This is a genomic window from Streptomyces sp. HP-A2021 (genome assembly GCF_022807935.1).
Classification (GTDB): Bacteria; Actinomycetota; Actinomycetes; order Streptomycetales; family Streptomycetaceae; genus Streptomyces; species Streptomyces afghaniensis.
The window spans coordinates 3,575,155-3,601,064 of the sequence record NZ_CP094344.1 but is presented as its reverse complement, the minus strand read 5'-3'; the positions used below and the strand labels follow the sequence as shown (position 1 = coordinate 3,601,064).

At 70.5% G+C, this 25,910-nt stretch carries 23 protein-coding genes; 9 read left to right on the top strand and 14 right to left on the bottom strand.

The window, feature by feature from the left end; translation table 11 throughout:
- Nucleotides 1–98: 98 nt before the first annotated feature.
- Complete coding sequence (locus tag MQE23_RS16185) at nt 99–1,049, top strand: LysR substrate-binding domain-containing protein (RefSeq protein WP_243379459.1); 951 nt, start codon at nt 99–101, stop codon at nt 1,047–1,049.
- A 27-nt stretch (nt 1,050–1,076) separates the two neighbouring features.
- On the opposite strand, the gene MQE23_RS16180 is transcribed toward MQE23_RS16185, so the two are convergent.
- The 5 genes from MQE23_RS16180 to MQE23_RS16160 all read right to left on the bottom strand — a co-directional run bounded on the left by MQE23_RS16180 (nt 1,077) and on the right by MQE23_RS16160 (nt 5,913).
- Nucleotides 1,077–3,416 carry an FtsX-like permease family protein gene (locus tag MQE23_RS16180; RefSeq protein WP_037673050.1) on the bottom strand — a complete coding sequence of 780 codons (2,340 nt, stop codon included), beginning with the start codon at nt 3,414–3,416 and terminating at the stop codon, nt 1,077–1,079.
- A complete protein-coding gene (locus tag MQE23_RS16175) occupies nt 3,413–4,102 on the bottom strand; it encodes an ABC transporter ATP-binding protein (protein ID WP_020276560.1) in 690 nt (229 codons plus the stop codon). Before MQE23_RS16175 ends, MQE23_RS16180 begins: the two co-directional genes overlap by 4 nt.
- The gene (locus MQE23_RS16170; RefSeq protein ID WP_010045868.1) at nt 4,099–4,623 is read right to left on the bottom strand and encodes a PadR family transcriptional regulator; all 525 of its coding nucleotides are present in this window, start codon (nt 4,621–4,623) and stop codon (nt 4,099–4,101) included. The genes MQE23_RS16175 and MQE23_RS16170 overlap by 4 nt, the downstream gene beginning before the upstream one ends.
- Before the next feature lie 112 nt (nt 4,624–4,735).
- Nucleotides 4,736–4,981 carry a hypothetical protein gene (locus tag MQE23_RS16165; protein WP_020276559.1) on the bottom strand — a complete coding sequence of 82 codons (246 nt, stop codon included), beginning with the start codon at nt 4,979–4,981 and terminating at the stop codon, nt 4,736–4,738.
- A complete protein-coding gene (locus tag MQE23_RS16160; protein ID WP_037673047.1) occupies nt 4,978–5,913 on the bottom strand; it encodes an SPFH domain-containing protein in 936 nt (311 codons plus the stop codon). Before MQE23_RS16160 ends, MQE23_RS16165 begins: the two co-directional genes overlap by 4 nt.
- A gap of 261 nt (nt 5,914–6,174) precedes the next feature.
- On the opposite strand from MQE23_RS16160, the gene MQE23_RS16155 reads away from it, so the two are divergent.
- Complete coding sequence (locus MQE23_RS16155; RefSeq protein ID WP_243379458.1) at nt 6,175–8,475, top strand: transglycosylase domain-containing protein; 2,301 nt, start codon at nt 6,175–6,177, stop codon at nt 8,473–8,475.
- 63 nt (nt 8,476–8,538) lie between these two features.
- Here MQE23_RS16155 and MQE23_RS16150 read toward each other — a convergent pair whose 3' ends face one another.
- From MQE23_RS16150 to MQE23_RS16135, 4 genes are all read right to left on the bottom strand, one after another.
- A complete protein-coding gene (locus MQE23_RS16150) occupies nt 8,539–10,683 on the bottom strand; it encodes a SpoIIE family protein phosphatase (RefSeq protein ID WP_037673045.1) in 2,145 nt (714 codons plus the stop codon).
- Nucleotides 10,684–10,978: 295 nt separating this feature from the next.
- Nucleotides 10,979–11,671: a DUF402 domain-containing protein gene (locus MQE23_RS16145; RefSeq protein ID WP_037672265.1), complete on the bottom strand. Its 693-nt coding sequence runs from the start codon at nt 11,669–11,671 to the stop codon at nt 10,979–10,981.
- An 83-nt stretch (nt 11,672–11,754) separates the two neighbouring features.
- Nucleotides 11,755–13,158 (bottom strand): class II fumarate hydratase, encoded by a 1,404-nt coding sequence (locus tag MQE23_RS16140; RefSeq protein WP_020275869.1) that lies wholly within the window; start codon nt 13,156–13,158, stop codon nt 11,755–11,757.
- Between the two features lie 77 nt (nt 13,159–13,235).
- Nucleotides 13,236–14,906, bottom strand: a complete 1,671-nt coding sequence (locus MQE23_RS16135; RefSeq protein WP_020275870.1) for a fumarate hydratase — start codon at nt 14,904–14,906, stop codon at nt 13,236–13,238.
- Nucleotides 14,907–15,084: 178 nt separating this feature from the next.
- Between MQE23_RS16135 and MQE23_RS16130 the strand changes: the two genes are divergently transcribed.
- Together MQE23_RS16130 and MQE23_RS16125 are read left to right on the top strand one after the other, a co-directional pair.
- Entirely contained in the window at nt 15,085–15,771 is a 687-nt protein-coding gene (locus MQE23_RS16130; protein ID WP_020275871.1) for a DUF1707 domain-containing protein, read from the top strand.
- Nucleotides 15,772–15,945: 174 nt separating this feature from the next.
- The gene (locus tag MQE23_RS16125; protein WP_078945338.1) at nt 15,946–16,320 is read left to right on the top strand and encodes a WhiB family transcriptional regulator; all 375 of its coding nucleotides are present in this window, start codon (nt 15,946–15,948) and stop codon (nt 16,318–16,320) included.
- A 90-nt stretch (nt 16,321–16,410) separates the two neighbouring features.
- Here MQE23_RS16125 and glpX read toward each other — a convergent pair whose 3' ends face one another.
- A complete protein-coding gene (gene glpX / locus MQE23_RS16120) occupies nt 16,411–17,445 on the bottom strand; it encodes a class II fructose-bisphosphatase (protein ID WP_020275873.1) in 1,035 nt (344 codons plus the stop codon).
- Nucleotides 17,446–17,571: 126 nt separating this feature from the next.
- Here glpX and MQE23_RS16115 point away from each other — a divergent pair, with 126 nt between their 5' ends.
- A complete protein-coding gene (locus MQE23_RS16115) occupies nt 17,572–18,096 on the top strand; it encodes a DUF4245 domain-containing protein (RefSeq protein WP_020275874.1) in 525 nt (174 codons plus the stop codon).
- 55 nt (nt 18,097–18,151) lie between these two features.
- On the opposite strand, the gene MQE23_RS16110 is transcribed toward MQE23_RS16115, so the two are convergent.
- The 3 genes from MQE23_RS16110 to xseA all read right to left on the bottom strand — a co-directional run bounded on the left by MQE23_RS16110 (nt 18,152) and on the right by xseA (nt 20,326).
- Nucleotides 18,152–18,742 carry a malonic semialdehyde reductase gene (locus MQE23_RS16110; RefSeq protein WP_020275875.1) on the bottom strand — a complete coding sequence of 197 codons (591 nt, stop codon included), beginning with the start codon at nt 18,740–18,742 and terminating at the stop codon, nt 18,152–18,154.
- A 120-nt stretch (nt 18,743–18,862) separates the two neighbouring features.
- Nucleotides 18,863–19,108 (bottom strand): exodeoxyribonuclease VII small subunit, encoded by a 246-nt coding sequence (locus tag MQE23_RS16105; protein ID WP_020275876.1) that lies wholly within the window; start codon nt 19,106–19,108, stop codon nt 18,863–18,865.
- Between the two features lie 9 nt (nt 19,109–19,117).
- A complete protein-coding gene (gene xseA / locus MQE23_RS16100; protein ID WP_037672267.1) occupies nt 19,118–20,326 on the bottom strand; it encodes an exodeoxyribonuclease VII large subunit in 1,209 nt (402 codons plus the stop codon).
- A gap of 156 nt (nt 20,327–20,482) precedes the next feature.
- Here xseA and MQE23_RS16095 point away from each other — a divergent pair, with 156 nt between their 5' ends.
- A complete protein-coding gene (locus MQE23_RS16095; RefSeq protein ID WP_082320039.1) occupies nt 20,483–21,508 on the top strand; it encodes a 4-hydroxy-3-methylbut-2-enyl diphosphate reductase in 1,026 nt (341 codons plus the stop codon).
- 80 nt (nt 21,509–21,588) lie between these two features.
- Entirely contained in the window at nt 21,589–22,335 is a 747-nt protein-coding gene (ppgK, locus tag MQE23_RS16090) for a polyphosphate--glucose phosphotransferase (protein WP_243379457.1), read from the top strand.
- A gap of 287 nt (nt 22,336–22,622) precedes the next feature.
- On the opposite strand, the gene MQE23_RS16085 is transcribed toward ppgK, so the two are convergent.
- Nucleotides 22,623–23,210 (bottom strand): DUF6542 domain-containing protein, encoded by a 588-nt coding sequence (locus tag MQE23_RS16085; protein WP_063610774.1) that lies wholly within the window; start codon nt 23,208–23,210, stop codon nt 22,623–22,625.
- Between the two features lie 169 nt (nt 23,211–23,379).
- Between MQE23_RS16085 and ychF the strand changes: the two genes are divergently transcribed.
- A complete protein-coding gene (ychF, locus tag MQE23_RS16080; RefSeq protein WP_243379456.1) occupies nt 23,380–24,468 on the top strand; it encodes a redox-regulated ATPase YchF in 1,089 nt (362 codons plus the stop codon).
- A 215-nt stretch (nt 24,469–24,683) separates the two neighbouring features.
- Nucleotides 24,684–25,898 (top strand): beta-ketoacyl-[acyl-carrier-protein] synthase family protein, encoded by a 1,215-nt coding sequence (locus tag MQE23_RS16075; RefSeq protein ID WP_279345147.1) that lies wholly within the window; start codon nt 24,684–24,686, stop codon nt 25,896–25,898.
- The last annotated feature ends 12 nt before the right edge of the window (nt 25,899–25,910 follow it).

Here is a 25,910-nt window from a genome sequence, read left to right as displayed (position 1 = left end):
GGGTGTTTCCCATGGGTTGGACGTTATTGATGTTGGCACAGGGTCGATTGATTACGGAAATAGCTACACTCGGTCGGGTTGATCGGAGGTAGTTATTAGTGACTGTGGGTAATAAGCGCAGGCAGCCCAGTCTCGCCCAGCTGCGGGCCTTCGCGGCCGTCGCCGAGCACCTGCACTTCCGGGACGCCGCAGGGGCCATCGGCATGAGCCAGCCCGCTCTCTCGGGCGCCGTCTCGGCGCTGGAGGAGACACTCGGAGTGACGCTCCTCGAGCGTACGACGCGCAAGGTGCTGCTCTCACCCGAGGGCGAGCGGATCGCCGTACGGGCCAAGGCCGTACTGGCGGAGGTGGGCGCCCTCATGGAGGAGGCCGAGGCGGTCCGGGCGCCGTTCACCGGCGTGCTGCGGCTGGGGGTCATCCCGACCGTGGCGCCGTATCTGCTGCCGACCGTCCTGCGGCTCGTGCACGAACGGTATCCGGACCTCGACCTCCAGGTGCACGAGGAGCAGACCGCAAGCCTGCTCGACGGCCTCACCAGCGGACGGCTCGACCTGCTGCTGCTCGCCGTCCCGCTCGGTGTGCCGGGCGTCGAAGAACTGCCACTGTTCGACGAGGACTTCGTGCTCGTCACCCCGCTCGATCACCCGCTCGGCGGGCGCGAGGGCATCCCGCGCGAGGCGCTGCGCGAGCTGAACCTGCTGCTGCTGGACGAGGGGCACTGCCTGCGCGACCAGGCCCTCGACATCTGCCGGGAGGCCGGACGCGAGGACGCGCCGGTCACCACGACCGCCGCCGGGCTGTCCACCCTGGTGCAGCTCGTCGCGGGCGGGCTCGGCCTCACGCTGCTGCCGCGCACCGCCCTCAAGGTCGAGATCTCCCGCAGCAGCCAGCTCCTCACCGGCTACTTCACCGACCCGGCCCCCACCCGCAGGGTCGCTCTGGCGATGCGGGCAGGGGCCGCGCGCGGCGCGGAGTACGAGGAACTGGCGGCGGCGCTGCGGGAGGCGCTCCGGCCCCTGCCCGTCCGGGTCCTCGACCAGGACGCCTGACGGCCGGCGCAAAAGAGCCCGGGGCGGCTACTCCGTGCGCAGCCCGTCCGGCCGCATCATCCTCAGCAGCGGCGGCAGGCTCAGCAGCGTCACGACGAGGACGACGCCCGCGCCGATGCCGGTCATCGACAGCACGCTCGGCCAGTCCACCCGGACCGACGTGTTGGTCATCCGCAGCAGGACCGCGCCCAGGGCCATGCCCACCGTCGCAGCGAGCAGCAGGCCCAGTCCGATCGGGATCGCCGTCTGCCACAGCACCGACAGGCTGAGGGTCCGGCGCCGGGTGCCGAAGGCGACCAGCGACGACAGCAGCTTGCGGCGTTCGCGCAACTGCTCCAGCTGCGAGACCAGCAGGCTCGCGCCGATCAGCGCCAGCACGCAGGCGGCGCCGACGGACAGGCCGGTGCGGATGGTGGCGTAGCGGTCGTTGCTCTCGACGCTGTTCCAGGTCATCGGCTGGGCCGTCGGGTCGAGCCGCACGGCCGTGTTGCGCACGTACTCGTACGCGTCGGGCACGGAACGGTCGAGGCTCAGGTAGAGCTGTGTGGAGGCGAGCGGACCGAGCTTCCCGGGCAGCGCGCCGGGTGTGATCAGGATGCCGCCGCGCTCGTACCCGGTGGGATCCTCCCGGGCCTGGGCCTGCCGGATGTCCTGCGGCACGGTCCAGGAGACCCCGCGGTCGTCGGGGCGGGAGGTGTCGGCCGGGTCGGCCCAGAGGGTGGTGCCGGGCTTGGCCATCGTGTCGGTTCCGGTGTCCTCCTCCGCGCCCTGGACGGCGAAGACGTCACCGTCGCGGCAGGACGGCAGCGTGGCCACCTCGCGCAGCGACGCGCAGTCGGCGACGGTGAAGCGGACGTAGGTGTCCCCCTCGCCCCGTCGGTCGCCGAGGTAGCCGTCGGACAGTACGGTGACCCTCCGTACGCCCTCGGTGGTGCGGAACTCCTCGGCGATGGAGGCGGGTTCGGCTCCGTCCGGCACGTTCACCTGCATCTGGGCCCGGGAGACGTCGTACTGCGACGCCCTGGTGTAGTTGCCCTCCACCCCGGCGAACAGCATCTGCAGCGCGATCGCCCCGGCCACCGCCACCGCGATGCCGTTGACCATCCGGGCCGCCGCACCGCTGCTCAGCTGAAGCCTGCGCACAGCCAGTTGCCAGGCGACCCCGCCCGAGCCGAGCCGGGCCACGACCGTCTCCACCACCCAGGGCAGCAGGGCCGTGACGCCGACCAGGAGGAGCATCACGCCGCCGACGACGAGGTACTGATTGAACTCCCCGCCGTCGTCGCCCTGCCCGATCATCGGGAAGAGCAGCGCGAGCCCGCCGAGCGGCAGCAGCAGCCGCCACCACAGCCGGCGCCGCGCGGGCTTGGCCGTGCGGACCACGCCGAGCGGCTCGATGACCACCCCGCGCAGGGCGAGGATCGTCACCACGACCGCGGCCGCCGGCACCACCAGCGCGACCAGAAGGGCCAGCACGGGCGAGGGGTTCAGATAGCTCGGGAACACACTGACGTGGAACACCTCGAAGGAAGCCGCCAGTTGCCGCCCCAGCAGGAAGAAGCCGGCTCCGAGGACGAGTCCCAGCACCGATCCGGCGAGCGCCTCGCCGGCGGCGATCCGCCGGGTCATCCGGCTGTCGGAACCCACCAGCCGCAGCGCCGCCAGCCGGCGGTCGCGCCGCTCGCCGCCGAAGCGCACGGCCGCGGCGATGAACACGGCGACCGGCATCAGCAGCACCACGAAGACGACCAGCACCAGCAGGAGCAGCACCGGGTCCCAGGGATCGGACGACGCCAGGCCGTCGCTGCCGAAGCTGTCGATCCGGGCCCCACTGGCGAGGCCGTCCAGCAGCTTCTCGAGCCCCGTGCCGCCCGCGAAGTAGGCGAGTTCCTGGGAGCCGACGAGCCCCTGCTCGCCGATGGTGCCCGCGATCCGGTAGTTCAGCCGCTCCCGCAGCAGCTTGCCGTCGTCGGAGGCGAGCAGCTCCTTCAGCGCGGGGGAGACGACCATCTCGCCCGCGGCCGGGAACCGCGCGACCCCCGGGGGCAGCGGCGCCCGCGGGCCCTCCGCCTCCAGCATCCGGCCGCGCACGTCCCGGTCCCGGAACGTGGTGTCCGAGTCCAGGACGATCAGGGTGTCGTCGGCCTTCGGTATCTTCTGCTGGCTGAAGGTGTGGTCGCTGCGCGCCGCCTCGCGCCGGTCCCGTTCCGCCAGCGCGTTCGGGAGGGCGGTGGTGAGCAGCAGCAGTGCCACTCCGAGCCCGACGCCGACGGCCGTCAGCAGCGCCCGGATCCACCCCTCGCGTCCGCCCGCGAAGGCGAACCGGACCCCCATGGAAAGATCCCGCGCCCACTGACCGGCGCTCATACGACGCGCTCCATGTCCCGGGACTTGCCGTCGCGTACGACGATCTCGCGGTCGGAGTACGCGGCCACCCGGGCCTCGTGCGTGACGAGCACCACGGCCGCGTTGGCGGACCGGGCGGCGTCCGTGAGCAGCTCCATCACGCGCTCGCCGTTGAAGGAGTCGAGCGCGCCGGTCGGTTCGTCGGCGAACACCACACGCGGGTTCGTCACCAGCGCGCGGGCGACGGCGACCCGTTGCCCCTGACCGCCGGACACCTCGCCGGGCCGCTTCTTGCGCAGCTCGTCGACCTCCAGCCGCTCCATCCACGCCAGCGCCGTCCGCTCGGCCTCCTTGCGGGACGACCCGTTCAGGCGCATCGGGAGCGCCACGTTCTCCACGCAGGTGAGTTCGGGCACGAGCTGGCCGAACTGGAACACGAACCCGAACTCCGAGCGCCTGAGCGCACTGCGCTCGGCGTCGCTCATCGCCGTCACCTCACGCCCGTTGTACGTGATCGAGCCCGAGTCGGGCATCACGATCCCGGCGAGGCAGTGCAGCAGCGTCGACTTGCCCGAGCCGGACGGACCCATCACGGCGACGACCTCGCCCGGGTGGATGGAGAACTCGGCACCGTCGAGCGCGGTGGTCGGCCCGTACGCCTTGCGCAGGTCCTGGGCGGTGAGCAGCGAACCAGCGGGAATGGTCACCGGGTCACCGCCTCACGGAGCTTGTCCAGACGCGCCGCGGTCAGTTCCAGCCAGCGCAGGTCCGCCTCCAGGTGGAACAGGGCGTGGTCGCAGATCAGCTGGTCGGCCAGATCGCCCTTGCGCTTGCGGTCGGTGAGGATCCGCATGCTGCGCAGGTGCTCCGAGCGCTGCGTGTCGAGAATGTCGGCGGCGTCGCGGTGCGTGAGCAGCGCGAGGACGACCTTGGTGTAGAGGGTCGACTGGAGGTACGGCTCCGGCTTCTCCGGCGTCGCGAGCCACCGCTCGACATCGGTGATGCCGGCCTCGGTGATCGCGTACCGCTTGCGCTCGGGTCCGCCGCCGGCCTCGATGCCGTCGACCTCGACGAGCCCGTTCTTCAGCAGCCGGGACATCGTCGAGTAGACCTGGCCGTAGTGCAGCGGCCGGTCGTGACCGAACTTCTCGTCGAAGGCCCGCTTCAGGTCGTAACCGTGGCGCGGGCCGGACTCCAGGAGCCCCAGGAGAGTGTGACCGATGGACATGACCAGGACTGTACACGGGGTGTATACGCGGCATGTATACGCCGAGTGTGCAGTTCATGGCGTGCGGTACGACTCCGCAGGTCGGGGGCTGTTGTCACGGTTGTGCAACAGGCTATTGCTCAGAGCCGCCGGGTGGTCGTCCCCGCCGGGGCAGCGGCCCGGTCTCCCGCGGCAGCCGCCCCGCCTCGGCGAGCGCCTTCCGCAGCAGGAACTCGATCTGCGCGTTGGCCGACCGCAGTTCGTCCCCGGCCCACCGCGCCAGCGCCTCGTACACCGCAGGGTCCAGCCGCAGCAGCACCTGCTTGCGCTGCTGCGGCGGCCGGCGCCGGGAACCCGGACCCTCGGACGGCTCCGTCACTGGTACAGCGACCCGGTGTTGAGGACCGGCTGCGCGGCGCGGTCCCCGCACAGCACCACCATCAGGTTGGAGACCATCGCCGCCTTCCGCTCGGAGTCCAGCTCGACGATGTCCCGCTCGGTGATCCGGGCGATCGCGGCCTCGACCATGCCCACCGCACCGTCGACGATCTGCCGCCGGGCCGCGACGACCGCTCCCGCCTGCTGCCGCTGGAGCATCGCCGAGGCGATCTCGGGGGCGTACGCGAGGTGGGTGAAGCGCGACTCGATGATCTGCACCCCGGCCGCCTCCACGCGCGCGTGCAGTTCGACGGCGAGCTTCTCGGTGATCTCCTCGGCGTTGCCGCGCAGCGAGAGGCCGTCCTCCTCGTGGGCGTCGTAGGGGTACTCGATGGCGATGTGCCGCACGGCCGCCTCGGTCTGCGTGGAGACGAACTCGACGTAGTCGTCCACCTCGAAGATGGCCTGGGCGGTGTCCTCGACCCGCCACACCACGACCGCGGCGAGCTCGATCGGGTTGCCGTAGGCGTCGTTGACCTTCAGGACGGCGGTCTCGTGGTTGCGCACGCGCGTGGAGATCTTGGTGCGCGAGGTGAGCGGGTTCACCCAGCGCAGCCCGTCCTGCCGGATCGTCCCGCGGTAGCGGCCGAAGAGCTGGACGACCCGGGCCTCCCCGGGCGCCACCATGTTCAGCCCGCACATGGCCAGGAACGCCGCAAGCCCGACCAGGATGCCGCCGATGATCAGGGCGGCCTTGGCTCCGCCCCCGTCGACCGCCGTGGCGGCCGCGATCAGCCCCGCGCCGGCCAGCAGCCCGACCAGGCCGAGCAGCAGGGCGAGCCCGCCGCCGATGCTGTGCGCGGCGAACTCCCGCACACGGGGCGCCGGCATCTCGGGCACGTCTGCGGTGACCTGCGGTTGGTGTGTGGACATGGATGATCCCCCGTTCCTCCCGGGAAGCTTTTCCTGCATAGCTTCCATCTAGCTAAGTGATATCACTTTTTCTCGTCCTGGCAACCCTACGCGTGTCTCGAACGTCGGTTCCGTTGGGGTGGGTGCTGATTGTCACGTCCGTAAAGGGCCGGATCGGCAGCCCTCTCTCTTATCTCCCGGTGTTAGCTTTCTGAGCTGACCTGAGCGGCGAACCTGTGTGACATGTGAGCACACATGAACGAAGCGGAGCGGATCGGACCCATGGGACGAGCGGAAGAAAGACGCGCCAGACAGCGCGGTGGGCGCCGGGCGGCACCCAAGCGCCGCCGTTCGTCGGGCGCGGCCGGGAAGGGCGGCATACGCCGGCTCTTCACCTGGAAGAAGATCCTCGGCACCTTCTTCGGCCTGTGCCTGCTCGGTATGGGCGCCTTCATCGTGCTGTACATGATGATCGGCATCCCCGAGGGCAACGCCGACGCCAAGCGGCAGAGCAACATCTACAAGTACAGCGACGGCGCGATCATGGCCCGCGACGGCAAGGTCAACCGCGAGGTCGTCGATCTGTCCAGGGTCCCCAAGGGCGTGCGGCTCACCTTCGTCGCGGCCGAGAACAAGACCTTCTACAAGGACGCCGGCGTCGACCTCAAGGGCACCGCCCGCGGCCTGTTCAACACGCTCTCGGGCCGGGGCGCGCAGGGCGGTTCGACGATCACCCAGCAGTACGTCAAGAACTACTACCTGACGCAGGAACAGACCGTCTCCCGCAAGCTCAAGGAACTGGTCATCTCCCTGAAGCTGGACCGGGAGAAGTCCAAGGACTACATCCTCGCCGGCTACATCAACACCAGCTACTACGGCCGCAACGCCTACGGCATCCAGGCCGCCGCCCAGGCCTACTACCGCACCGACGCCGAGAAACTCTCCGTCGCGCAGGGCGCCTACCTCGCCGCGCTGCTCCAGGCCCCGAGCCAGTACGACTGGGCGGTCGCCTCCCCGGGGGGTAAGAAGTTGGTGAAGGCCCGCTGGAACTACGTCCTGAACAACATGGTCGACGAGGGCTGGCTGAGCCAGTCCGAGCGGGCCGGCATGAAGTTCCCGGTGCCGAAGGAGCCCAGGCCCGCTCCCGGCATGGAGGGCCAGAAGGGCTACCTGGTCAACGCGGCCAACGCGGCACTGGAGAAGCAGCTCGTCGCCGAGGGCACCGCGAGCAGCGCCAAGGAAGCCGAGGCGATGGTCAGCGCCGGCGGCTGGACCGTCACGCTCAACATCGACAAGAAGAAGCAGGCGGCGCTGGAGAAGTCCGTCAAGCAGCAGTTGACCAGCAAGCTCGACCCCGAGAAGCGCAAGGTCGACGGGGACGTCCAGGCCGGTGCCGCGTCCGTGAACCCGAAGACGGGCGCCGTGGTCGCGATGTACGGCGGCGTGAACTACTTCGAGCACTACACCAACAACGCCACCCGCTCCGACTACCAGCCCGCCTCCACGTTCAAGCCGGTCATCCTCGCCGCGGCCCTGGAAGAGCAGGCCAAGACGCAGGACGGCAAGCCGATCACCGCGAACACGGTCTACGACGGCACGAGCAGGCGCCAGGTCATGGACAACGGCACCAAGGTCGGCTTCGCCCCCGAGAACGAGGACGACGAGAACTACGGGAAGATCACCGTCCAGACCGCGATGAACAAGTCCGTCAACTCCGTCTTCGCGCAGATGGGCGTCGACGTCGGCATGACCAACGTGGTCGACGTCGCCGGCAAACTCGGCATGGACACCAAGAACATGCAGGCCGTGCCCGCCCAGACGCTGGGCAGCATGGGCGCGAGCCCCCTGGAGATGGCGGGTGTCTACGCCACCCTCGCCAACCACGGCAAGAAGGTCACCCCGGCCCTCGTGAAGTCGGCGGAGCACCTGAACAGGACGGTCACCATGCCCGACCCGGTCGGCGACCAGGCCGTCAGCCGCGAGGCCGCCGACTCGGTGACCTCCGTGCTGACCGGCGTGGTCGACGACGGTACGGCGCAGGCATCCGTACGGAACAACCCCGAGCGCGACGGCCAGCAGGTCGCGGGCAAGACGGGTACGTCCGACAACAACAAGTCGGCCTGGTTCACCGGCTACACGCCGAACCTGGTCACCTCCGTCGGCCTGTTCGGCGAGGACGCCAAGACCCACGCCCAGGTCCCGATGTACAAGGCCGCCGGCGAGCCCCGGATCAACGGTGGTGATTTCCCGGCGAAGATCTGGGCGGCGTACACCTTCGGCGTGATGGGCGACACCAGCAAGTTCGACCTGGACACCCAGCAGGGCGCGGCCGTCCAGCCGACGTGGACGCCGACGCCCACGCGGGAGCCGACCGAGGAGCCCACGCAGGAGCCGACGACCGAGGAGCCGTCGTCGTCGTCACCGCCGCCGACGACGGAGGAGCCGAGCAGCTCCCCGCCGCCGAGTCCGTCGACGACACCACCCACGTTCACCCCGCCGACGGCCCCGGAGACGACACCGCCGAACGACGGCGGCGGCGACCCGTTCGACCCTGTCAAGCCGGGTACCGGACAGGACGACTAGCAGGGGACACGGCGAAGGGCGCCCGGTGGACACCGGGCGCCCTTCGGCTCGTTCTGCGGCGTCTCAGTTGCGGTTGAGCTCGAACCAGACGACCTTGCCCGTGCTGAGCCGGGTCGCGCCCCAGCGCCGGGCCAGCCGGTTCACGAGGTACAGCCCGCGTCCGCCCTCGTCCGTGGCGCGCGCCTGCCGCAGGCGCGGCAGCTGAGGGACGTCGTCGCCCACTTCGCAGCGCAGGACATCCGTCCGGAGCAGCCGGAGCGTGACCGGCCGGGACGCGTACCGCACGGCGTTCGTCACGACCTCGCTGACCAGCAGCTCCACCGAGTCGCTGAGCTCCTCCAGGCCCCAGCGCTGCAACGCGCGCCGGGCCAGGCGGCGGGCCCGGCCGGGGGCGGCGTCCTCCGGCTCCAGGAACCAGTACGCCACATCGCTGGGGGCGATGCCGTCGAAGCGGGCGGCGAGCAGCGCGATGTCGTCGTCCCGGTCGCCCGGGCCGAGCATGTCGAGCACCTCGTCGCACAGCGCTTCCAGGGGCGGCGGATGGTCCGGCCCGGTGAGCTGCGCGGTCGCGGCGAGCTTCTCCCGCAGCTGCTCGATGCCGGTCCACACGTCCCGCAGCCGGGACTCGACCAGACCGTCGGTGTACAGCAGCAGGGTCGCGCCGGCGGGCGCGTCCAGCTCCACGGCCTCGAAGTCGACGCCGCCGACCCCGATGGGGGCACCGGCCGGGACGCGCAGCACCTCGGCACGGCCGCCCAGGTGGAGCAGGACGGGCGGCGGATGGCCGGCGTTGGCGATGGTGATGCGGTGCGACACCGGGTCGTAGACCGCGTAGAGGCAGGTCGCCATGCGGTCCACGCCCAGGCGCTGGGCTTGTTCGTCGAGGTGGTGCAGGACCTCCTGCGGCGGCAGGTCGAGGCCGGCGAGGGTCTGGGCGGTGGTGCGCAGCTGGCCCATGATGGCGGCCGACGTCATGGAGTGGCCCATGACGTCGCCGACGACCAGGGCGACCCGGCTGCCGGGCAGCGGGATGGCGTCGTACCAGTCGCCGCCGACCCGGGCGGTCTCCGCGGCCGGCAGGTAACGGGAGGCGAGCCGCACGCCCGTGGGGCGGGGCAGCGTCTCGGGCAGCATGGTGCGCTGGAGCTCGTCCGCGATGTAGGCCTCGCGGCCGTACAGGACGGCCTTGTCGATGCCCAGGGCGCTGTGCGTGGCGAGCTGGGCGGCCACCAGCAGGTCGTCCGGCTCGAAGGCGATGCGTTCGGGACGGCGCAGGAACAGGGCGGCACCGATGACCCGGCGCCGGCCGCGCAGCGGCGCGAGGATCGCCCGCTGCCCGTCCGGCACGGCGAACTCGCCGCCCTCCCCGAGCAGTTCGGGCAGCGCCGCGCGCGCCGCGGGAGCGTCCGTGAACACCGGGCGCACGCCCCGCAGCACCTCGGCGAGCGCGCTGCCGGGCCGTACCTCGCACAGCTCGGCGCCGACCGTGTCGAGTTCGTTCGGCTCGGGCTGCGCGGCCGGCAGGAAGCCGTTCTCCGTGTCGCGCTCGGCCGGTATCCGGTCGGTGCGGCGCAGCCGCAGCACCAGCGGGCCGGTGGGCCGCTCGTCGCCGACGGGTAGCGGGTCGCGCAGATAGACCAGGATCGCGTCGGAGAAGGTGGGCACGGTGGCCCGGCACAGCCCCATCACGATCTCGTCGAGATCGATGCCGCGGGCGATCCGCCGGGTGGCGGCGCCCACGAAGCGCAGCCGGTCGCCGTCCCGCCGCATCGGCGTGGGCCGTCCGGGCGGCAGGCTCTGGCCGCTGCGGCGCTCCTGTCCGTCGGGGCCGGGCGCCGGGCGGTCCTGTTCGTCGGCCGGCTGGACCGGAATGCCCTCGGGGGCGGGCCGCGGCCGAGGGGTGTCGCGCTCGGCGGTCTGCTCGGTACCCGGCTGGGAGTGCTCGGAGGCGGGGTCGCTCACGGTGTCCTTGCCCTTGCCGAACGGCGTGGAGGTGCCCGGCTCCGACGTGCCCGGCGTGGTGTGCGCCGTCGTGAGCGGAGCGGTGACGTCGCCGCCGCAGCGGCCCTGTACCGGTAAGGCGCCCGCGCCGGGCCCACGCACCGGTGTCGAGGTATGCACGAACGCCCCGCGGGGGTCCGCGGGGTCGGCGCCCGGCTGCGGGCGTTCGAAGGAGGTCGGCTGCTCCGTCACGCGTGTCGCATCCATCCGTCCGGGGCTGCACGCCAGAGGTGCAGGTGGTCCCGCCGAAACTCCGATACCCGGAATACGTGCCCCAGGAACGGAATTCCCGCGTGGTCAGAGGTTGTTCCTGTGCCACCGGCGGGCCGTCTGCGGCCCTGAGGGCCGCAGGCCCTGCCGGTGTTGCCCTCGTACCCCTCGCTCACGTCCTGCCGCCCCTCGGTGACGATCGGTCAAGCCCAGCGCGTGCTCCGTCAGTTGCCGCCGCGCGCCCTTGCGGAGGACGATCCTACGTTTCTTGCCCGGGGGCGCATCAAGGGTCTCATGAGGACACATGCGCGGGTGTACGGTCCCAGTCCTCCGGCAGTGACGGTACCGTCCAGGACGGATCCGGGCGCCAGTGCTGCCAGCCATCCGAGAAGGGCGGTCCCCAGGCGCGGATCACCTCCACGGCGGCCCGCCCGGCCTCCCGTACCCTCTCGGCCTGCTGATCGTCCATCAGCCCGTCCCCCAGAGCCTGGGCGAACTCGTCCTCGTCACGCCAGTGCCAACTGCGGTCCGGGTGCACGGAGATGTCCAGGAAGTGGTCGACGGAGTCCACACCGCCCTCCCAACGGGCCAGCGGCTCCTCCAGGTTCACGTACCAGTTCTTGAACCGCCAGCCCGGCTCCCAGAACAGCCACACCGACCAGGGCTCGGCCGGCCGCGCCAGCTTCAGCACACCCGTGCCGAACCAGCGGTCGCGCTGCACGGTCCGCGGCTTGGTGTAGCGGGACTCCAGCGGCTCCAGGTGCACCGGGGTGCCGTCGGCGAGCACGGGCCTGATGCACTCCGTGCCGGGCGCCAGCCACACGGCGAGCAGCTCCGCGTCGTCCCGTACGACGGTGACCGGACGCGCGATGTGGAAACGCGCGCCGCCGTTCTCCCGGTACCGCCACAGGATCTCGCTCCCGGGCTCCCAGAAGCCTGCCGCACCACCCGTTTCCACGCGTCTCACCGCTCCACCGTCTGCCATGCACAGATATTAGGTGCCCTGGGCATACGACGCTGCGGCGCGTGTCACGGTTCACGCGCCGGGCGCACCAGGGCGGCCAACCGTCACGGGTGTGTCATCCGCAGGACATCCAGCGCCTCGTCGAGCTGCTCCGGGGTCAGGTCCCCGCGCTCCACGTACCCGCTGTCCAGCACGACCTGACGGATGGTCTTCCGCTCGGCCAGCGCCTTCTTGGCGACCTTCGCGGCCTCCTCGTAGCCGATGTACTTGTTGAGCGGCGTGACGACGGACGGGGAGGACTCGGCGTACTCCCGCGCCCGCTCGCGGTCGGCGGTGATGCCGTCGACGGTCCGGTCGGCGAGCAGCCGCGTGGCGTTGGCCAGCAGCCGCACGGACTCCAGCACGTTCTTCGCGATGACGGGCAGCATGACGTTGAGCTCGAAGTTCCCGGCGGCACCGGCGGTGGCGACGGTGGCGTCGTTGCCCACGACCTGTGCGGCGACCATCAGCACGGCCTCCGGAATGACCGGATTCACCTTGCCCGGCATGATCGAGGATCCGGGCTGGAGGTCGGGCAGGGCGATCTCGGCGAGGCCGGTGCGCGGCCCCGAGGACATCCACCGCAGGTCGTTGGCGATCTTCGTCAGCCCGACCGCGATGGTCCGCAGCTGCCCGCTGGTCTCGACGATGCCGTCCCGGGCGCCCTGCGCCTCGAAGTGGTTCCGGGCCTCGGTGAGGGGCAGCCCGGTGGTCCTGCCGACCTCCTCGATCACGGCGGCGGAGAAACCGGGCGGGGTGTTGATGCCGGTGCCGACGGCCGTACCGCCGAGGGGCAGTTCGGCGAGCCGGGGGAGGGACGCCTGAAGCCGCTCGATCCCGTACCGCACCTGGGCGGCGTACCCGCCGAACTCCTGCCCCAGCGTCACGGGCGTGGCGTCCATGAGATGGGTCCGCCCCGACTTCACGACATCGGAGAACTCCTCGGCCTTGCGCTCCAGGGAGGCGGCGAGATGGTCCAGGGCGGGGATCAGATCACGGGTGACGGCCGCGGTGGCGGCGATGTGGATCGACGACGGGAACACGTCGTTGGACGACTGGGAGGCGTTGACGTGGTCGTTGGGGTGAACGCTCCTGCCGAGCCGCTCGGTCGCGAGGGTCGCGATGACCTCGTTGGTGTTCATGTTGGACGAGGTCCCGGACCCGGTCTGGAACACGTCGACGGGGAAGTGCGCGTCCCACTTCCCTTCGGCGACCTCACCGGCGGCCTCCTGGATCGCGTCGGCGACGTCCTTGTCCAGGACTCCCAGCTCGGCGTTGACCTTGGCCGCCGCCCCCTTGATCCGGGCCAGCGCCTCGATGTGCGCGCGTTCGATGCGCTGCCCGGAGACGGGGAAGTTCTCCACCGCCCGCTGGGTCTGGGCCCGCCACTTGGCGTGGGCGGGCACCCGCACCTCGCCCATCGAGTCGTGCTCGGTGCGGTACTCGGTCCTGTCCTGCTCGTCGGTCATCGACGATCACCTCCACGTGTCACAGCGTCCGCGACCCGACCACTGTTCCCCGTGGAGGCGAACCGTCACCGCCGTTCTCAGGCGAGTCCGGGACCCCGTACCGGAATGGACGTGAACGTCGGCGCCGGGGCCGGGTCCTGGAAGAAGTCGTTGCCCTTGTCGTCGACGACGATGAACGCCGGGAAGTCCTCGACCTCGATCTTCCAGACGGCCTCCATGCCGAGTTCCTCGTACTCGACGACCTCGACCTTCTTGATGCAGTCCTGGGCGAGCCGGGCCGCCGGGCCGCCGATGGAGCCCAGGTAGAAGCCGCCGTGGGCGTTGCAGGCGTCGGTGACCTGCTTGCTGCGGTTGCCCTTGGCCAGCATCACCTTGGAGCCGCCCGCCGCCTGGAACTGCTCGACGTAGCTGTCCATCCGGCCGGCCGTGGTCGGGCCGAAGGAGCCCGACGCGTAGCCCTCGGGCGTCTTGGCCGGACCCGCGTAGTACACCGGGTGGTCCTTCAGGTACTGCGGCATCTCCTCGCCCGCGTCCAGGCGCTCCTTGATCTTGGCGTGCGCGATGTCGCGGGCGACCACGAGGGGGCCGGTGAGGGAGAGGCGGGTCTTGACCGGGTACTTCGTCAGCTCGGCCAGGATCGTGTCCATCGGCTGGTTGAGGTCGATCTTGACGACGTCGCCGGCTTCGTCCAGGTGCTCGTCCGTGGTCTCCGGCAGGAACCGCGCCGGGTCCGTCTCCAGCTGCTCCAGGAAGACGCCCTCGGCCGTGATCTTCGCGACGGCCTGACGGTCCGCGGAGCAGGACACGGCGATGGCGACGGGGCACGAGGCGCCGTGCCGGGGCAGGCGGACCACGCGCACGTCGTGGCAGAAGTACTTGCCGCCGAACTGCGCCCCGATCCCGATCTTCTGCGTCAGCTCGAAGACCTTCTGCTCCAGCTCCTCGTCCCGGAAGCCGTGCCCGAGCGCCGACCCCTCCGCCGGGATCTCGTCCAGGTAGTGCGCGGAGGCGTACTTCGCGGTCTTCAGCGCGTACTCGGCGCTCGTACCGCCGACGACGATGGCCAGGTGGTAGGGCGGGCAGGCCGCCGTACCCAGCGAGCGGATCTTCTCCTCCAGGAACTTCATCATGGAGGCCTCGTTCAGGACGGCCTTCGTCTCCTGGTACAGGAACGACTTGTTGGCGGAGCCGCCGCCCTTCGCCATGAACAGGAACTTGTAGGCGCCGCCGTCGGTCGCGTACAGCTCGATCTGCGCGGGCAGGTTGGAACCGGTGTTCTTCTCCTCCCACATGGTGAGCGGAGCCATCTGCGAGTAGCGCAGGTTGAGGTTCTGGTACGCGTCGTAGATGCCCCGGGACAGGGCCTCCTCGTCACGGCCCGCGGTCAGCACGTCCTGGCCGCGCTTGCCCATCACGATCGCCGTGCCCGTGTCCTGGCACATCGGCAGGACGCCCGCCGCCGCGATGTTCGCGTTCTTCAGCAGGTCCAGCGCCACGAACTTGTCGTTGCCCGACGCCTCGGGGTCGTCGATGATGCGGCGCAGCTGCGCGAGGTGGGCCGGGCGCAGGTAGTGCTGGATGTCGTGGATGGCCTCCTCGGCGAGCTTGCGCAGCGCCTCCGGCTCCACCTTGAGGAAGGTCCGCCCGTCCGGCCCCTCGACCGTGGAGACGCCCTCGGAGGTCACCAGCCGGTACGGCGTGGTGTCCTCCCCTTGGGGAAGCAGATCGGTGTACGCGAACTCAGGCATCTCAGCCCATTCCTCACTCGGCAGACGGCGGCCCGCCTCCTTTGGCGAGCGCCAACAGCCTAGAACCTGCCTCCGGCGCTGAGCCCGTGAGGTAAGGCTCAGTTCGTCACACTCGGCCGCGACACAGAGGCCGTCGCGGGGGGTGTCGCGATCTATCGTGTTTCGGTACGCTGCTGCCGTGGACCTTCAGAAGCAGACCGCGCCCGCCGTCTCCGAGCTCCGTGCCTCCGACGCCGAGCGCGACCGCATCGCCGACATCCTGCGCGACGCCCTCGCCGAGGGCCGTCTCACCGCGGACGAGCACGCCGAGCGCGTCGAGGGGGTGCTGCGCGCCAAGACGGTCGGCGAACTGGACGTCTTCATACGGGATCTGCCAGCCGCCCACCGCCAGGGTCCCGGCCCCTCGCCGGCTCCGGCTCCGTACCGCCCCACGGCCGGCGCCTTTCCGATCGACCCGGACGACAACGTCGTCGCGATCTTCAGCAGCGCCGTCCGCAAGGGCCGCTGGCGCACGGGCCGCCGTATCCATGCGTACTCGATCTTCGGCAGTGTCGAGATAGACCTGAGCGAGGCGCTCTTCGACCACCAGCAGGTCATGATCAAGGCGTTCTCGGTCTTCGGTAGCGTCGAGATCCGCGTCCCGGAGAACGTGTCGCTGCGCGGTATGGGCGGCGGCGTGCTCGGCAGCTTCGAGGTGGACACGCTCGACTCGGGAGACCCGGAGGCCCCGATCGTCTACGTCGACGGCTGGGCCGTCCTGGGCAGCGTCGAGGCGCGGCCCCGGCGCGGCAAGGTCGTCGCGGACATCCTCGACCGGGTGCAGCGCAAGGTCGACAAGAGTTTGCGCAAACACCTGAACCATTGACAGTCGCGAATTCGTCGGGGTGCGGCGCAAATCGGTCCACCGGTGACGCCACCCGACGGAACCCGAAAACGGGGGCGAAACCAGCGCTTCGGAACTCAGTGCATAGGCGCGCGCACAGCGGGTAGGCCTTGCTGCATCGTCTCTCGCTCGCGAAGCCGTCGTCAGGAGTAGACCGTGCTGCAACCGCCGCATTCGTCCCTGGTAGCTGCCGTTCCGGCCCCGCGGGTGCCTGCGCGAGACAGGGACCAAGACGCCCCGTGGCACACCGAGGCGGTGTGCCGGCGTGACGAGGCGGGCCTGTTCTTCGCCCCCTCCAAGGAGCCGACCGCCGCCCGGCTCTCCCGGGAGGAGGCGGCGAAGCGGGTCTGCGCCCGCTGTCCGGTGATGGTCGAATGCCGCGAGCACGCCCTGCTCCAGCCCGAGCCCTACGGCGTCTGGGGCGGCCTCACCGCCGCCGAACGCCGCGTGGTCCTGGCCCGACGCCGCCGCCGGGACCTGGAGCTGAAGAAGGCGGCCCGCTCGGCGAGCACCATAGCCGCGGCCGGCTGACCGACACGCACGACGAAGAGGGCGCCCCCACCGCACCGGGGGCGCCCTTTCGTCGTGGGGTGGGCTGCCCGAGCCCCACCCCTGTGCGCGCTACTTCCCCTTGTCGAAGTCGATCGCGCTGTACGCCCGGAGCTTGCTCAGCCGGTGCTCCGAATCGATCCTGCGCACCGTCCCCGACCGCGACCGCATCACGATCGAGTCGGTCGTGGCGGTCTCGGCCCGGTACCGCACGCCCCGCAGCAGCTCCCCGTCGGTGATGCCGGTCGCCACGAAGAAGACGTTCTCCCCGGTGACCAGGTCCTCCGTCATCAGCACCCGGTCGAGATCATGACCCGCGTCGATCGCCCGCTGCCGCTCCTCGTCGTCCTTCGGCCACAGCTTGCCCTGGATCGTGCCGCCCAGGCACTTCACCGCACAGGCCGAGATGATGCCCTCGGGCGTACCGCCGATGCCGAGCAGCAGGTCGACGCCCGTGCCCTCGCGCAGCGCCAGGATGGAGCCGGCCACATCGCCGTCGGAGATCAGCTTGATGCGCGCGCCGGTGTCCCGGATCTCCTTGATGATGCCCTCGTGCCGCGGCCGGTCCAGGATCACCACCGTCACGTCCTCGGGCGCGGACCGCTTGGCCTTGGCGACCCGGCGGATGTTCACCGACACCGGCGCGTTGATGTCGACGAAGTCGGCCGCCTCGGGCCCGGTGACGAGCTTGTCCATGTAGAAGACGGCGGACGGGTCGAACATGGACCCGCGCTCGGCGGCGGCCAGCACCGCGATCGCGTTCGTCATGCCCTTCGCGGTCAGCGTGGTGCCGTCGATCGGGTCGACGGCGATGTCGCACTCGGGACCCGTCCCGTCGCCCACGCGCTCCCCGTTGAACAGCATCGGGGCTTCGTCCTTCTCGCCCTCGCCGATGACGACGACGCCGTTCATCGAGACGGTGGAGACGAGGGTCCGCATGGCACGCACCGCGGCACCGTCGGCGCCGTTCTTGTCACCCCGTCCGACCCAACGGCCCGCGGCCATCGCCGCTGCCTCGGTGACCCGGACCAGTTCCAGGGCGAGGTTGCGGTCGGGGGCCTCGGAGGGCACATCGAGTTCGGACGGCAAGTGATGATGCTCGGTCATCGGAGCGCACCTTTCTGTACGACGACGGCCGGATGAGGGTGTTGTTGCCCGACTCTATCGCCGAGACCGCAAAATGAGCAGGGGCCCCCACGGATGAGCGCGCTGGAGACCTGCGACGATAGGGGCGTGGCAGGCACGAACGGCAAGCAGAAGACGGCGCGGGACATGATCCTCTCCATGGGAGTCATCGTCCTCGTGGCGGGCGTCATATACCTCTTCATCCCGCACGACGACAGCGCGCCCGACGTCAAGCGCGTCGACTACCGGGTCGAGCTGCTCACGGCACGCCGTGCCGCCTCGTACCCCATCGCCGCGCCGCAGGGCCTGCCCGACGCGTGGAAGGCCACCTCCGTCCGTTTCCAGGGCGACGAGTTCGACGCCTGGCACCTCGGCTTCCACGACCCCGAGGGGGAGTACGTGGCCGTCGAGCAGTCCACTCAGCGGCGCCCCGTCTTCCTCGACGAGGCGACCCAGGGCGCGCGCGAGACCGGGAAGACCGAGAAGATCGACGGCCGGACCTGGACCCGCTACGAGGGTGGCCGGTACGACGCGCTGGTGCTGGAGGGCACCAAGGGCTCGACGACGGTCGTGACGGGCACCGCGTCGTTCGCGCAGCTGACGAAGATGGCGGACGCGCTGAAGACGGAGTGAGCGCACGAGGAAGGCCCCCGGCACGGTTGCCGGGGGCCTTCCTCGTGTCCGTGGCTCAGACGGTCGTGACGACCTGGTCGAACTCCAGGCGCGGGGAGCGCGGGTACCAGGCGTCCGGGCCCGGACGGCCGATGTTGACGACCATCAGCGGGGTGTGGTCGTCGTCCAGGAACTCCTTGCGCACGCCCTCGAAGTCGAAGCCGGTCATCGGGCCGGCGGCGAGACCGGCGGCGCGGACGCCGACGATGAAGTACGCGGCCTGGAGGGCGGCGTTCAGCGTGGCGGCGTTCTCACGGACCGGGCGCTCGGCGAAGAAGAGGTCCTTCACCTGCGGCATGGCCGGGAACAGGTGCGGCAGCTCCTCGTGGAACTCGTTGTCCGCGGAGAGGATCGCGACCAGCGGGGCGGCGGCGGTCTTGGGCTGGTTGCCCTCGGCCATGTGCCGCACCAGGCGCTCGCGGGCCTCGGGGGAGCGGACCAGGGTGATGCGCAGCGGGGTCTGGTTGAAGGCGGTCGGGCCGTACTTGACCAGGTCGTAGATCGCCTGCACCTGCTCGTCGGTCACCGGCTCGTCGGTGAAGGTGTTGGCGGTGCGGGCCTCGCGGAACAGCAGGTCCTGCGCGGCGGGGTCAAGGGCGAGAGACATGGATGAACCTTTGGACCTTCTCGAGCGGGTACGTCTGATGTCTCCGACCGTACGCGAGTGAAGTTCAACGTTCAACCAACTCTGGGGCGTCGTGTCTCACCTCACAGTGAACGGCCCGTGCTACTCCGCGTCCGCCTCGTCCGCGGTCTCCTCCGCCAGCGCCGCGTCCAGCCGCGCCCGCGCCCCGTCCAGCCAGCGCCGGCACACCTTGGCCAGCTCCTCGCCGCGCTCCCAGAGCGCGAGGGACTCCTCCAGCGTCGTACCGCCCGCCTCCAGGCGGCGGACGACCTCGATCAGCTCGTCCCGCGCCTGCTCGTACCCGAGCGCCTCGGTCATGCCCGGTGTCTCATCAACCTCGCTGGTCATCCACCCACCCTATGTGTCCACTCGTACGGAGAACTCACCCTCGGAGACCCGCGCGCGCAGGGCCTCGCCGGCCGCCACCTCGCCGGGGTCGCGGACCGCGTGCCCGTCCGCCTTCTGGAGGACGGCGTACCCGCGCTTCAGGGTCGCGGCGGGGGAGAGGGCCACCACGCGTGCGTGCGTGTGCGTCAGCTCCGAGTCGGCCCGGTCGAGCTGGTGCCGCAGACAGCGCCGGCCCCGGTCGAGCAGGTCCGCCACGTGGTCGGCGCGCTCGTCGATCATCCGGTGCGGGTCCTCTATCGACGGCCGTGCCAGCGCGTGGGCCAGCCCGCGCTCCTCCCGCTCCACCAGCGCCGCCACGCACCGCCGCGCCCGGTCCCGCAGCAGCCGCACCCGCTCGTACTCCTCGCCGACGTCCGGCACGACCTTCTTCGCGGCGTCGGTCGGGGTGGAGGCGCGCAGGTCGGCGACGTGGTCGAGGAGTGGGTTGTCGGGCTCGTGCCCGATCGCGGACACCACGGGCGTACGGCACTCGGCCACCGTCCGGATCAGCTGCTCGTCGGAGAACGGCAGCAGGTCCTCCACGCTGCCGCCACCGCGCGCGACGATGATCACGTCCACGTCCTCGATCGCGTCGAGTTCCTTCACGGCCTGCACGACCTGCGGTACGGCGTGCACGCCCTGCACGGCGACGTTGCGCACCTCGAAGCGCACGGCCGGCCAGCGGTGCCGGGCGTTCTCCAGCACGTCCCGCTCGGCGGCCGAGGCCCGTCCGCAGACCAGCCCGACGAGCTGCGGCAGGAACGGCAGCGGCTTCTTGCGCTCCGGCGCGAACAGGCCCTCGCGCGTGAGGGCCTTCTTCAGCTGCTCCAGGCGCGCCAGCAGCTCACCGACGCCGACGGGCCTTATCTCGGCCGCCCGCAGCGACAGCTGCCCCCGCGGGGCGTACCACTCGGGCTTCGCGAGGACGACGACCCGGGCGCCCTCGCTCACCACGTCCGCGACGGCGTCGAACACCTGCCGGTAGCAGGTGACGCTGACCGAGATGTCGTACGAGGGGTCCCGCAGCGTCAGGAACACCACACCGGCACCCGGCCGCCGCGACAACTGCGTGATCTGCCCCTCGACCCACACCGCCCCGAGCCGGTCGATCCACCCCCCGATGAGCCGCGACACCTCACCGACGGGGAGCGGGGATTCCGGAGACGTGTTCACAGCCATGTCCGCGAGAGTAGTGGCCGCCGCCGACAACGCGGCCCATCCGCCCGGCGACGCGGGGCCCGACGCCTTCGCCTCCGTCACTCACATCGCGCCCCGTCAGTCTTCCCGGGGACTCCACACGGATGCGATCTTCGACCCGCCGAACGCGGCCTTACGATGGGACGCATGTCTGCTTCGCCTGGCCGCCGTGTCCTGCTCGCCGCCCCCCGTGGCTACTGCGCGGGTGTGGACCGCGCCGTGATCGCCGTCGAGAAAGCGCTGGAGCAGTACGGCGCTCCGGTCTACGTCCGGCACGAGATCGTCCACAACAAGTACGTCGTGCAGACCCTGGAGAGGAAGGGCGCGATCTTCGTCGAGCAGACGGAGGAGGTGCCCCCGGGGAACATCGTCATGTTCTCGGCGCACGGCGTGGCCCCCGTCGTCCACGAGGAGGCCGAGCGCGGCCGCCTCGCCACCATCGACGCCACCTGCCCGCTGGTCACCAAGGTCCACAAGGAAGCCGTCCGCTTCGCGGGCGAGGACTACGACATCCTCCTGATCGGCCACGAGGGCCACGAGGAGGTCATCGGCACCTCCGGCGAGGCCCCCGACCACATCCAGCTCGTCGACGGCCCGGGCGATGTGCAGAAGGTCGAGGTCCGCGACCCGTCCAAGGTCGTGTGGCTCTCCCAGACCACGCTGTCCGTCGACGAGACCATGGAGACCGTCGACGCCCTGAAGGAGAAGTTCCCGCAGCTCATCTCGCCGCCCAGCGACGACATCTGCTACGCCACGCAGAACCGCCAGCTGGCCGTGAAGCAGATGGGCGCCGAGTCGGACCTGGTGATCGTGGTCGGCTCCCGCAACTCCTCCAACTCCAAGCGGCTCGTGGAGGTCGCCAAGATCGCCGGAGCTCGCGAGGCGTACCTCGTGGACTTCGCCGACGAGATCGACGAGGCCTGGCTGGAGGGTGTCTCCACGGTCGGCGTCACCTCGGGTGCCTCCGTCCCGGAGGTCCTGGTCGAGCAGGTCCTGGAGTGGCTCTCCCAGCGCGGCTTCGAGGACGTGGAGATCGTCAAGGCGGCCGAGGAGTCCATCACCTTCTCGCTGCCCAAGGAGCTGCGCCGCGACCTGCGCGAAGAGGCCGCGGCGCTGGCCGCCGAGCGCCGCGGCGCCGGAACCGGTGAGGATTCCGGGGAGTGATCGGGTAGTGATCGGGGAGTCGCCGGGCGGGGTTCGCGATCCGGCCGGTGACTGTCCGTCCCCCGTCGTAACGTAGGGCCATGCAGATCTTCGGCGTGGACATCGGCGGTTCCGGGATCAAGGGTGCCCCGGTGGACCTGGACAAGGGCGACCTGGCGCAGGAGCGCCACAAGGTCCTCACCCCGCAGCCGGCCACGCCCGACGGGGTGGCCGGCGGCGTCAAGCACGTCGTCGACCACTTCGGCTGGACGGGCCCGGTCGGGGTCACGTTCCCGGGTGTGGTCACCGACGGGGCGACGATCCGGACAGCGGCGAACGTCGACGACAGCTGGATCGACACCGACGCGCGCGTGCTGCTCGGCGAGCGGCTGGGCGGGCTGCCGGTGACGGTGGTGAACGACGCGGACGCGGCGGGCGTCGCCGAGATGCACTTCGGCGCCGGCCGCGGCCGCCGGGGCACGGTGATCGTGCTCACGTTCGGCACGGGCATCGGCAGCGCGGTCTTCGTCGACGGCGTCCTGGTCCCCAACACCGAGCTGGGCCACCTGGAGCTCGACGGGCACGACGCGGAGAAGCGGGCCTCCAGCAAGGCCCGGGAGGACCACGACATGACGTGGGAGCACTGGGCGGTGCACCGCGTGCGCAAGTACCTCGCCCACGTCGAGATGCTGTTCTCGCCGGAGCTGTTCATCATCGGCGGCGGTGTCAGCCGCAAGTCACACAAGTTCCTGCCGCACATCGAGGGCATCAAGGCGGAGATCGTCCCGGCCCAGTTGCAGAACAACGCGGGGATCGTGGGGGCGGCGATGCGGGCGGCGGGACACTAGAGCGGGCGGTCCCGGCGGTCATACCGGCGGGCGGCTCTGGCTGTCACACCGGGCTGACGTGTCTTGGCCGGCACCCGGCGGTCACACAGGCGGGCGGGTCCCGGCGGTCGCACCTGGCGCGCCCTGGCTGTCACGTCGGCGGGCGGATCTGGCTGATACGCCCGGCGGACGTGTCTTTGCCGGCACCCCGGCGGGCGGGTCCTGGCGGTCGCACCTGGCGGACGCGTCCTGGCTGTCACGCTGGCGGACCCGCCTCGGCTGTCACGCCGGCGGGCGCGCCTCGGCTGTCACGTCGGCGGGCGCGCCACGCCCGCCGCCCGTCGGCGGTGCACCAGCCGGACGCGCCTGACGATCACGATCAGCCCGGCGACGAGCGTGCCGCCGTACAGCCACCCGGCCTGCGTCGCGAGCGCCGTCACCAGCCCCATCAGCCTGCCGCCGGTCCCACCGTCGCCGTCCGCCACCGGCAGCAGCCCCACGGCGAAGGCGATCGGCACGACGACGGGCGCGGTCATCAGATCCCCGCGGCGTACCCAGACGGCAGTGAGCACGCACACCGGCAGGAACAACACCCCGTACGCCGTCAGCGACGCCCCGAACAGCACGGCGCAGACCAGGCCGAGCAGGAACATCACCAGCGCGCAGAACAACCCGCTGCCCAGCCCGGTCAGCCGGGGGTTGGGCAACCTCGTCGCGGCGGGTGCCGGCGCGGGCGCGGGTCGCCGTACCGACGTGGGACGGCGCTGTGGTCCAGGCTGCCGGACCGCTCGCACCGCCCCGCCGCCCGCTCCTCGTCCCGCCTGCGGCGGCAGGGACGATCTCGGCCGGTCGTGTCGCGGTCCGTACTGGGCAGGTCGCGTCCTGTATTGCTCCACCGCACCAACTTAGGTCGTTCAATATGCCGAATAGGCCTTCAGACACGCCGTGGAACGAGGCTTGGCCAAGCGTTCGATACGTCGCCGGGACGGTTCCGGGTACGCCGTAGACTGGTGGATCGGCCGGTCCCCTGGCCCCCTGCCCTCTCCACTCACGGGAAGTCGCAACGTGTCGCTCACGATCGGAATCGTCGGTCTGCCGAATGTCGGCAAGTCGACCCTGTTCAACGCCCTGACCAAGAACGACGTGCTGGCGGCCAACTACCCGTTCGCCACGATCGAGCCCAACGTCGGCGTCGTCGGCGTCCCCGACCCGCGGCTCGGCAAGCTGGCCGAGATCTTCAAGTCGGAGCGGATCCTCCCGGCCACGGTCGACTTCGTCGACATCGCGGGCATCGTCCGCGGCGCGTCCGAGGGCGAGGGCCTGGGCAACAAGTTCCTCGCGAACATCCGCGAGTCCGACGCGATCTGCCAGGTCATCCGTGCCTTCAAGGACGAGAACGTCGTGCACGTCGACGGCAGGATCTCGCCCAAGGACGACATCGAGACGATCAACACCGAGCTGATCCTCGCGGACCTGCAGACGGTCGAGAAGGTGCTGCCGCGTCTCCAGAAGGAGTCGCGGATCAAGAAGGACATCCAGCCCAAGGTCAAGGCGGTCGAGGAGGCCAAGGAGATCCTGGAGAAGGGCGACACGCTCTTCGCGCACGGCATCGTCCAGGGCAGCGAGCGCAACGAGCTCCTCCACGACCTGCACCTGCTCACGACGAAGCCCTTCCTCTACGTCTTCAACGTCGACGAGGACGAGCTGGTCGACGAGGACTTCAAGAACGAGCAGCGCGCCCTGGTCGCCCCCGCCGAGGCGATCTTCCTCAACGCCAAGCTGGAGGCGGACCTCGCCGAGCTCGACGAGGACGAGGCCCTCGAACTCCTCCAGTCCGTCGGCCAGGAGGAACCCGGCCTCGCGACGCTGGCCCACGTCGGCTTCCGCACGCTCGGCCTCCAGACCTACCTGACGGCCGGCCCCAAGGAATCCCGCGCCTGGACCATCAAGAAGGGCGCCACGGCCCCCGAGGCCGCCGGCGTCATCCACACCGACTTCCAGAAGGGCTTCATCAAGGCGGAGGTCATCTCCTTCGACGACCTGGTGGAGTCGGGCTCGGTGGCGGAGGCCCGCGCGAAGGGCAAGGCCCGCATGGAGGGCAAGGACTATGTGATGCAGGACGGGGACGTCGTGGAGTTCCGGTTCAACGTCTAGTTGAAAGTGGGACATTAATCCGGCGTTTCGGAAGTCCAGTCATAAGGGGTCCACCTTGAGGGTGGGCCCCTTTCTGATCTCTGTTGTTGGAACAGAACAATCTCTCACTCTCGGATCGGTCGACTCCTGTCCTGACTCCGCTTCTGAGCGCTGACATGATCGTCATGAGGGCAAGTCAGTGCTATGTAGCATCTGGACAATTCAAGGAGGTTCGTGTGACCCGTAGCGGTCGTGTGCTGGTGACGGGCGTCGGTGCGATGACGCCGCTGGGAGCCGATGCGCCGTCGTCGTGGTCGGGGATGCTGGACGGTAAGTCGGGGGTGCGTTTCCTGGAGGAGGAGTGGGCCGCGGACCTGCCCGTGCACGTCGCGGCCGGGCTCACCGTGGACCCTGCCTCCCTGCTTCCGAGGACCGAGGCCAGGAAGCTGGACCGCGGTGAGCAGGCCGCTGTCCTCACCGCGCGCGAAGCCTGGCAGGACGCCGGCGTTCCGCAGGTCGAGCCGGAACGATGCGCCGTCGTCATCGGTACGGGGACCGGTGGTGTCCTCACCACGCTGGGCCAGGACGACGTCTTCGAGCGCGCCGGGGTTCGCCGGCTGTCGCCGTTCGCGGTCCCCATGCTGATGCCCAACGGGCCGGCCGCTTGGGTGAGCATGGACCTGGGCGCGAAGGGAGGCGCCAGGACGCCGGTGAGTGCCTGTGCGTCCGGGGCGGAAGCCCTCGCCCTGGGGCAGGATCTGATCCGCAGCGGGCGGGCGGACATAGTCGTCGCAGGTGGGGTGGAGGCATGCCTGCACCCCTTCACCATCGCGGCATTCGCCCAGATGAAGGCCCTGTCGACGCAGTCCGTGGACCCGGAGACCGTGTCCCGCCCGTTCGACGTCAAGCGGTCCGGGTTCGTCATGGGCGAGGGTGCGGGGATGATGGTGCTCGAGCGCGCCGAGTTCGCCCGGGCCCGTGGAGCACGCGCCTACGGCACGCTGGCCGGCAGTGCCGTGAGTTCGAGCGCGAACCACATCACGGCCTCCGACGCGGAAGGCCAGGCCTTCGCCATGGAACTGGCGCTGCGTGACGCCGGCCTGGCCCCGGCGGACATCGGGATCGTGCACGCCCACGCCACCTCGACGGAGTCCGGTGACCTGGCGGAGGCCGAGGCGATCGGCCGGGTGATCGGTAGCCACGCCGCGGTGACGGCGACGAAGTCGATGACAGGTCACATGATGGGCGCCGCCGGAACGGTCGGCGCCCTGGCCGCTCTGTTCGCGCTCAGGGACGGCACGGTGCCGGCCACGCGCAACCTCGACGAACTCGACCCGCGCGTGGAACTGGACGTGGTGGGCGGTGAGCGGCGCACCGGCCAGTGGTCCGCGGCGCTGGCCAACTCGTTCGGGTTCGGCGGACACAACGTCAGCCTCGTCTTCACCGACTGACGACGCGGCCCG

What these genes read in the sequence shown, in the direction of transcription:
- ppgK (WP_243379457.1), top strand. Translation starts at nt 21,589, where the DNA reads ATGCAGATCTTCGGCGTGGACATCGGCGGTTCCGGGATCAAGGGTGCC.
- MQE23_RS16110 (WP_020275875.1), bottom strand. Translation starts at nt 18,742, where the DNA reads ATGTCTCTCGCCCTTGACCCCGCCGCGCAGGACCTGCTGTTCCGCGAG.
- MQE23_RS16095 (WP_082320039.1), top strand. Translation starts at nt 20,483, where the DNA reads ATGGGACGCATGTCTGCTTCGCCTGGCCGCCGTGTCCTGCTCGCCGCC.
- glpX (WP_020275873.1), bottom strand. Translation starts at nt 17,445, where the DNA reads ATGACCGAGCATCATCACTTGCCGTCCGAACTCGATGTGCCCTCCGAG.
- MQE23_RS16155 (WP_243379458.1), top strand. Translation starts at nt 6,175, where the DNA reads ATGGGACGAGCGGAAGAAAGACGCGCCAGACAGCGCGGTGGGCGCCGG.
- xseA (WP_037672267.1), bottom strand. Translation starts at nt 20,326, where the DNA reads ATGGCTGTGAACACGTCTCCGGAATCCCCGCTCCCCGTCGGTGAGGTG.
- MQE23_RS16105 (WP_020275876.1), bottom strand. Translation starts at nt 19,108, where the DNA reads ATGACCAGCGAGGTTGATGAGACACCGGGCATGACCGAGGCGCTCGGG.
- MQE23_RS16150 (WP_037673045.1), bottom strand. Translation starts at nt 10,683, where the DNA reads ATGGATGCGACACGCGTGACGGAGCAGCCGACCTCCTTCGAACGCCCG.
- MQE23_RS16160 (WP_037673047.1), bottom strand. Translation starts at nt 5,913, where the DNA reads ATGTCCACACACCAACCGCAGGTCACCGCAGACGTGCCCGAGATGCCG.
- MQE23_RS16170 (WP_010045868.1), bottom strand. Translation starts at nt 4,623, where the DNA reads ATGTCCATCGGTCACACTCTCCTGGGGCTCCTGGAGTCCGGCCCGCGC.
- MQE23_RS16140 (WP_020275869.1), bottom strand. Translation starts at nt 13,158, where the DNA reads ATGACCGACGAGCAGGACAGGACCGAGTACCGCACCGAGCACGACTCG.
- MQE23_RS16145 (WP_037672265.1), bottom strand. Translation starts at nt 11,671, where the DNA reads ATGGCAGACGGTGGAGCGGTGAGACGCGTGGAAACGGGTGGTGCGGCA.
- MQE23_RS16135 (WP_020275870.1), bottom strand. Translation starts at nt 14,906, where the DNA reads ATGCCTGAGTTCGCGTACACCGATCTGCTTCCCCAAGGGGAGGACACC.
- MQE23_RS16180 (WP_037673050.1), bottom strand. Translation starts at nt 3,416, where the DNA reads ATGAGCGCCGGTCAGTGGGCGCGGGATCTTTCCATGGGGGTCCGGTTC.